Origin of the sequence: Streptomyces sp. ISL-12 (assembly GCF_018614415.1) — a bacterium.
Taxonomy (GTDB): Bacteria; Actinomycetota; Actinomycetes; order Streptomycetales; family Streptomycetaceae; genus Streptomyces.
The window spans coordinates 24044-31285 of the sequence record NZ_JAGGOO010000099.1; the positions used below are offsets into that span (position 1 = coordinate 24044).

Genomic DNA, 7242 nt, shown 5'->3' on the forward strand with positions numbered 1-7242 from the left:
GTGAGCCACGGTGGCGGAACGGCCGGTATACGCGCTGAAACGAGCGTTTTACGGCACCGGTTCACCCCGCGGTGGACCGGCCCGCCGCCGGGAACCGGTCGGGCCCCGGCCTCGACGTGCCGGACGGCCTCAGGCCTCCGGGACCGGGGGTCTGCCCCGGCTCACCTGGGTGCGTACCGCTCCCAGGCTCGCGGCGATGACGAGGGCGATCGCGGCCGCCTCCATGGCGGACAGGGCCTGACCGAGGACGAGGAAACCGGCCCCGGCCGCGAGGGCGGGCTCCAGGCTCATGAGGATCGCGAAGGTGGAGGCGGGCAGGCGGCGCAGGGCGAGCAGTTCCAGGGTGTAGGGGAGGACGGAGGAGAGCAGCGCCACCGCCGCGCCCAGGCTCAGCGTCACCGGGTCGACCAGTTTCGCGCCCGACTCGGCGATGCCCATCGGCAGGAAGAGCAGCGCGCCCACCGCCATCGCCAGCGCCAGCCCGTCGGCCTGCGGGAAGCGGCGGCCGGTACGGGCGCTGAACACGATGTACGCCGCCCACATGACGCCCGCCCCCAGCGCGAACGCGGCCCCCGCCGGGTCGAGGCCGTCGAAGCCCCCGCCACCGAGCAGGAACACCCCGGCGAGGGCCAGCCCGGCCCAGAGCAGGTTGACCGCCCGGCGCGAGGCCAGCACGGAGAGGGCGAGCGGGCCGAGGACCTCCAGGGTGACGGCGGGGCCGAGCGGGATACGGGCGACCGCCTGGTAGAAGAGGCCGTTCATGCCGGCCATGGTGGCCCCGAAGACGATCACCGTGCCCCAGTCGGCGCGGGAGTGGCCGCGCAGCCGGGGCCGGCAGACCAGGAGCAGCACCACGGCGGCGACGGCCAGCCGCAGCGTGACGATGCCGAGCGCGCCGGCCCTCGGCATCAGGGTCACCGCCAGCGCGCCGCCGAACTGCACCGACAGCCCGCCGGCGAGGACCAGGCCGACCGGCCCGAGGGCGCCCCGGCGGCCGGGGGCTCCCCCGGTCGGGGCCGCGCCGCTTGTCGCGGGGGCGGCCTGGGTCGGTATGCCGGGCTCGGCGCTGGGGGTGTTCACAGGGGCTCCGGGGACGGTGGTGGGGGTGATGTGGGTGATGGCGGTGACGGTGATCGGTGAAGGCGACGGACAGGCTTGCGTCCATCTCACTGTACTGTGTGGTACAGGGCGATGGACCCGGTCAGCCGTGTAGCCCTGCCATGCAACTGTCGTGGGCCGGGTACGCGGCTGTCAACGCGCGCCCGGCGCGCGGACCGACCGCCCGCGCCGGGTAGCGTCCGCGGGGGCGGCGTTCCCGGCCCGTCCGACCACCTTCCGACCACCTTCCGGCCCCTTTCCGGCCCTTCCGACCCCTTTCCGTCCCCGTCCGTCCCGGAGGCCCCGTGAGCCGACTCCTCGCCCGACTCTGGCGCGCCCTGCGCCCTGTGCAGAGCCGCCTGATGTGGTTGCTGAACCCGAAGTTCGTGGTCGGTGTGACCGGCGTCGTACGGGACGGCGAAGGGCGGGTGCTGCTGCTCCGGCACCGGATGTGGCCGCCCGGCCGCCAGTGGGGCCTGCCGAGCGGTTTCGCGCACAAGGGGGAGGACTTCCGTCGGACCGTGGTCCGCGAGGTCAAGGAGGAGACCGGCCTCGATGTGGAGGCGGGCCGGCTGGTCATGCTGAACAGCGGCTTCCGCACCCGTCTGGAGGTGGCCTACGAGGCCCGGCTGCTCGGCGGCGAGCTGCGCATCGACCCGTTCGAGATCCTGGAGGCCCGCTGGTGCCGGCCCGACGAACTTCCGGAGGACATCCAGCCGGTGTGCCGTCCGCTGGTCCGGGGCGAGACCAGCTGCTGAGCCCGGCCGGGCCGCCCGCGCTCCGCGTCCTGAGCGATCAGCCGGCCACGCTGAACCAGCCCGGCCGCACCTCGGTCCGCGGCGCGGACCGCAGGGACCGCGCCGCGGACCGCAGGGACCGCGCCGCGGACCGCATCACGGACCGCATCACGTCGTCCGGGACGTCAAGGGGCTCCGGCAGGCTCAGCCCGTACCAGCGCAGGCGCCACAGGTCGACGACCGCGCTCCCGTCGGCCGCGACGTCCACGCCGACCTCGGTGCCGTTGTCGCTCACGAAGCAGCACCCCTGCTCTGCGACGACGGCGCCCGGAGGGGGGCGTCGCGCTCCCCTCGGGCTCGCGCGGGCCGGGACGGCGTCCGTCCCGGCGGGGTGCCGTCCTGGGCGTCGTCACCTTGACCGCCCCTGCGTTCCTCTGTTCCGGTCAGGGTGAGGTAGTCCAGCCGAAAACGGGTGACAGAAGCGTTCCGTGTGTCATCACACTGCTCAAGTGAGCGGATCGATGACACCGCTGGCCGTAGTGTCATCGATTTTCGCCTGACCCAGTCCCTCCGCCAGCACCTCCGCCAGATGCCGGCCCCGCGTCCCGGCCAGTTGTTCCAGCTGCGTGCGGCAGGAGTAGCCGTCCGCCAGGACCACCGCCCCGTCCGGTGCCTCGCGCACCGCGGGCAGGAGGCGGTCCCGCGCGCACGCCACGGACACCTCGTAGTGGCCCGCCTCGAAACCGAAGTTGCCGGCCAGCCCGCAGCAGCCGCCGGCCAGTTCGCCGGTGAGGCCCGCGGCGGCGCGCAGCCGGCGGTCGGCCGTGTCGCCGAGGACGGCGTGCTGGTGGCAGTGGGTCTGGCCGGTGACCGGGCGGTTCAGGGCGGGCGGGGTCCAGTCGGGGGCGTGGCGTTCCAGTGCCTCGGCGAAGGTGAGGACGCGGCCGGCGAGGGCTGCGGCACGTGGATCGTCGTGCAGCAGCTCGGGCAGGTCGGTACGGAGCGCCGCCGCGCAGCTCGGCTCCAGGACGACGACCGGGGCGGCCGTCGCGAGCACCGGTTCCATCAGGTCGAGGGTGCGGCGCAGGACCGCGCGGGCCCGGTCGAGCTGCCCGGTGGAGACGTACGTCAGTCCGCAGCAGACCCGGCCGCGCCGGGCCGTGAGCAGGGCGGCGGGCGACCGGGTCCGGCCGTCGCCGGCCGCGCCGCGCCCCGGCCGCAGCGTCGGCGGCAGCGCCACCCGCAGCCCCGCCGCCTCCAGGACGCGTACGGCCGCCCGTCCCACGGACGGTGACAGGTGCTCGGTGAACGTGTCGGGCCAGAGCACCACCAGGTCACCGCCGTCGCCCGGGGTCCGCCGCCGCCCGCGCCACCACCGGCTGAACGTCTCGCCGGCCAGCCGCGGGATCTCCCGCTCGGCCGCGACGCCGCCCAGCCGCTTGGCGACCGCGGCCACCGGGCGCACGGCGGCGAGCGCGTTGACGGCCGCCGCCGCCCGGGTCCGGGAGACCCAGCGCAGCCACACCGGCAGCCACCCCATCGCGTAGTGGGCGGCGGGGCGGCGCCGGCCCGCGTAGTGGTGGTGCAGGAACTCCGCCTTGTACGTGGCCATGTCCACCTCGACCGGGCAGTCCGAGCGGCAGCCCTTGCAGGACAGGCACAGGTCGAGGGCGTCGCGGACCTCCGTGGACCGCCAGCCGTCGGTGATCACCTCGCCGGCGAGCATCTCGTGCAGCAGCCGGGCCCGGCCCCGCGTCGAGTGCTCCTCCTCGCCGGTCGCCCGGAACGACGGGCACATCACGGACGCGCCCGCCGCCACCGTCGTACGGCACTTGGCGACCCCGACGCAGCGCCGGACCGCCGCCGTGAAGTCGCCGCCGTCGGCCGGGTAGCCGAAGGCGACGTCGACCGGCTCGCGCGGCAGGACGGCGAAGCGGAGGTCCGCGTCGAGGGGGGCCGGGCGGACCAGCATGCCGGGGTTGAGCAGGCCGTCCGGGTCCCAGACGGCCTTGGCCCGCTCGAAGAGGGCGACCGTCTGGGCGCCGTACATGCGCGGCAGCAGTTCCGCGCGGGCCTGCCCGTCGCCGTGCTCGCCCGACAGCGAACCGCCGTGCGCCACCACCAGGTCCGCCAACTCCTCGGAGAAGCGCCGGAAGCGGGCGACGCCGGCGTCCGTCAGCAGGTCGAAGTCGATCCGGACGTGGATGCAGCCGTCCCCGAAGTGCCCGTACGGCGTGCCGCGCAGCCCGTGGGACGCCAGCAGCGCCCTGAAGTCGCGCAGGTAGGCGCCCAGCCGGGCGGGCGGCACCGCGCAGTCCTCCCAGCCGGGCCAGGCCTCCGTGCCGTCCGGCATCCGGGTCGCCGTACCGGACGCGTCCTCCCGTACCCGCCACAGCGCCCGCTGCCCGGCCGGGTCGGTCACCACGCGGGCGTCCACGACGTCGGCGGCCCGCACCACCGCCTCCGCCCGCGCGCGGGCCTCGGCCGGGGTGGCGCCGCCGGTCTCCACGAACAGCCACGCCCCGCCCCTGGGCAGTCCGCCCGGGTCCGGCACCAGGTCGGCGGCCATCCCCTCCACCGTCAGCGGCCCCAGCGGCAGCAGCCCGGCCGCCGCCTCGGCCGCCGCGCCCTCGTCGCCGTACCCGAGCACCGCCAGGGCCCGCGCGGGCGGTGCCTCGACCAGCCGGACGACCGCCTCGGTCAGCACGCCCAGCGTGCCCTCGGAGCCGCAGAAGGAGCGGGCGACGTCCGCGCCGCGCTCCGGCAGCAGGGCGTCCAGGGCGTAGCCGGAGATACGGCGGGGCAGGTCGGGGAAGCCGGTACGCAGCCGCGCCGACTCGCCGTCCACCAGCGCGCGCAGGCCGGCGGGCGCCCCGGCCCACTCCGGTCCGGGCCGCAGCCGTTCGCCGCGCGCGGTCAGGACCGACAGCCCGGCGACGTTGTCGGCGGTCGTCCCCCAGGCCACCGAGTGCGAGCCGCAGGAGTTGTTGCCGATCATGCCGCCGAGCGTGCACCTGCTGTGGGTGGCGGGGTCGGGGCCGAAGCGCAGGCCGTGCGGGGCGGTGGCCTCCTGGAGCCGGTCCAGGACGAGGCCGGGCTGTACGACGGCCGTACGGGTCCCGGGGTCGAGGGAGAGCAGCCGGTTCATGTGCCGGGTGAAGTCCAGGACCACGCCGGTCCCGGTCGCCTGGCCCGCGATCGACGTGCCGCCGCCGCGCGCCACGACCGGAACGCCCCGGGTCCGGCACACCTCCAGCACGGCCGCCACGTCGTCGGCGTCGCGCGGGGCGACCACGCCCAGCGGGACCCGGCGGTAGTTGGACGCGTCCATGGTGGTCAGGGCCCGGGCGGTCGCGTCGAAGGAGACCTCGCCGCGCACGGCCGCCCGCAGCGCGCTGCGCACCTCGGGCCCGGCTTCCGCTGCATCCGTCATGTCCTCAGCATGCCCGGCCGGGCGGGGGACGGCTTCGGGCCACCGGGGGCGGGGCGTCCACGCCCGGCATGTTTGCCGTAGTTGTTCCTGTGATCTGATGCTGAGAACGTGACACTAATGTGCCCAACGCGATCGCGGAGTCTCTTATAGTGACCGTCAGGTAGCCAAAGGTGTTGTCCGGCACCGGAGAAGACTGCCGAAAACAGACCACGAAACCCCCTCACTTCCCCCACGGAACGCCCCCGACGACACCACCTGAGGAACCTTCCCGCAGGCCGCCGCCCCGCCCGGTGAACGCCCGCGGACCCGACCGAGGAACCGACTGATGACCTCCCCCCCGCCTCCCGGCGAACGCCCCGCCATATCCAGTCTCCTGCCCGCCTTCCTGGTCACCGCGGTGCCGGCCGGGCTCGCGGTGACCGCGGCGGTCGTCGTCGCGCCCGAGAGCGTGCGGTTCCCGCTCGCGCTGGGCGGCGGCGCGGCCGGCCTGCTGCTGAGCGTGGCGGTCACCGTGGCCGTGTACGGCATCCGGGCGGCCCGAGCGGCCCGCCGCCGGCTGGAGTCCGCCAACCAGGAGATGGGGCGGCTGCTCCAGGAGCGCGTCCGGACCGCCGAGGAGGCCCGCCAGGAACGCGCCCGGCTCAGCGGCGAACTGGACCGGGAGCGCACCCGGCTGACGGCCGAACTGGCCCAGGAACGCGCCCGCGCGACGGCGGAACTGACCCAGGAGCGCACCCGCCTCACCGACGCCCACACCGCCGAACACACCCGGCTCACCGAGGAACACGCCACCGAACTCGCCCGGCTCACCGGGGAGTACGAGGCGCACCGGGACCGGCTCGTCGAGGAGCACACCGCGGAACGGGCCCGGCTGACCGGGGAGATCGCCCGGCTCACCAAGAAACTCCGCGAGTCCGAGGCCCGCCGCACCGCCGCGGTCTCCGCCACCGCCAACGTCGCCGGACGCCTCCAGGCGCTGGCCACCGCCACCCTCGCCGACCTGCGCGCGATGGAGGAACGCCACGCGGACGAGGACGTACTCGCCGACCTCCTCCAGCTCGACCACCGCACCGCCCAGGCCGGACGGCTCGCCGACTCCGTCGCCGTCCTCGCGGGAGCCCGCTCGGGACGCCGCTGGGCCCGGCCGATCGGCATGGAGTCCATCCTGCGCGGCGCGATGGGCCGGATCAGCGGCTACCAGCGGGTCCGCGTCCACTCCACCAGCGAGACCGCGGTCGCCGGGCACGCCGCCGAGGGCGTGATGCACGCGCTGGCCGAGATCCTGGACAACGCCGCGAACTTCTCCCCGCCGACGGCGGAGGTCCACGTCTACGTCGAGGAGGTCCCGGCCGGCGCCATCGTGTCCGTCGAGGACAGCGGCCTCGTCATGGGCGACGTCCAGCTGCGCCGCGCCGAACGCGCGGTGTCCGGCAAGACCGCCGGGCTGGGCGGCCTGACCGGCACCCGGCTGGGACTCACCGTGGTGGGGCGGCTGGCCCAGCGGTACGGCCTGAAGGTGTCGTTCCGTCCGTCGGCCCGGGGCGGCACGGGCGTGCTGATGCTGATCCCGCAGGACCTGCTGGTCCCGGCAGGGTTCGGCGGACCGGTCCGCCCGGACAGCTTCGGCCGACGGGACCGGCACGGCCGGGACGGCCGACGCGACCGATACGACCGACACCGCGTCCGCGGCCCCCCGGCTCCCGCAGCGCCACGGTTCCTCCCCGGCGGCCCGCACCGGCCAGGACGCCGGGACGCGGCACACCACGGCCGCCGACGGCGCGACCGGCCCGGACGCCAGGGACCACCGGGACGTCAGGGACCACCAGGGTGCCAGGGACCACCGGGACGCCACGGAGCACCCGGCGCGCTCCGAGTCCTCCACCCTCTCCTCCGCACCGGCCTCGGAAGAGTCCACGCTCCCGCACGGACTCCCCCGCCGCCGCCGCGGACGCACCCTCGCCGAGGCCGAACGCG

Annotated in this window: 5 protein-coding genes; 2 read left to right on the plus strand and 3 right to left on the minus strand. The window is 75.7% G+C overall.

Annotated elements, in window-relative coordinates:
* Window positions 1-129: 129 nt before the first annotated feature.
* Complete coding sequence (locus J7I94_RS25855) at window positions 130-1080, minus strand: DMT family transporter (RefSeq protein ID WP_215170549.1); 951 nt, start codon at window positions 1078-1080, stop codon at window positions 130-132.
* A 323-nt stretch (window positions 1081-1403) separates the two neighbouring features.
* Between J7I94_RS25855 and J7I94_RS25860 the strand changes: the two genes are divergently transcribed.
* Window positions 1404-1856, plus strand: a complete 453-nt coding sequence (locus J7I94_RS25860) for an NUDIX hydrolase (protein WP_215170551.1) — start codon at window positions 1404-1406, stop codon at window positions 1854-1856.
* A 37-nt stretch (window positions 1857-1893) separates the two neighbouring features.
* Here J7I94_RS25860 and J7I94_RS25865 read toward each other — a convergent pair whose 3' ends face one another.
* Window positions 1894-2130, minus strand: coding sequence for a hypothetical protein (locus J7I94_RS25865; RefSeq protein ID WP_251075743.1), 237 nt, complete (start codon window positions 2128-2130; stop codon window positions 1894-1896).
* Window positions 2131-2340: 210 nt separating this feature from the next.
* On the minus strand, window positions 2341-5268 hold the full coding sequence (locus tag J7I94_RS25870; RefSeq protein WP_215170553.1) for an FAD-binding and (Fe-S)-binding domain-containing protein: 2928 nt from the start codon (window positions 5266-5268) through the stop codon (window positions 2341-2343).
* Between the two features lie 325 nt (window positions 5269-5593).
* Here J7I94_RS25870 and J7I94_RS25875 point away from each other — a divergent pair.
* On the plus strand, window positions 5594-7242 hold a 1649-nt coding region (locus J7I94_RS25875; RefSeq protein ID WP_251075744.1), incomplete at its 3' end, for a sensor histidine kinase KdpD.

Coding starts and splice junctions, on each gene's coding strand:
- J7I94_RS25870 (WP_215170553.1), bottom strand. CDS start 5,268: ATGACGGATGCAGCGGAAGCCGGGCCCGAGGTGCGCAGCGCGCTGCGG.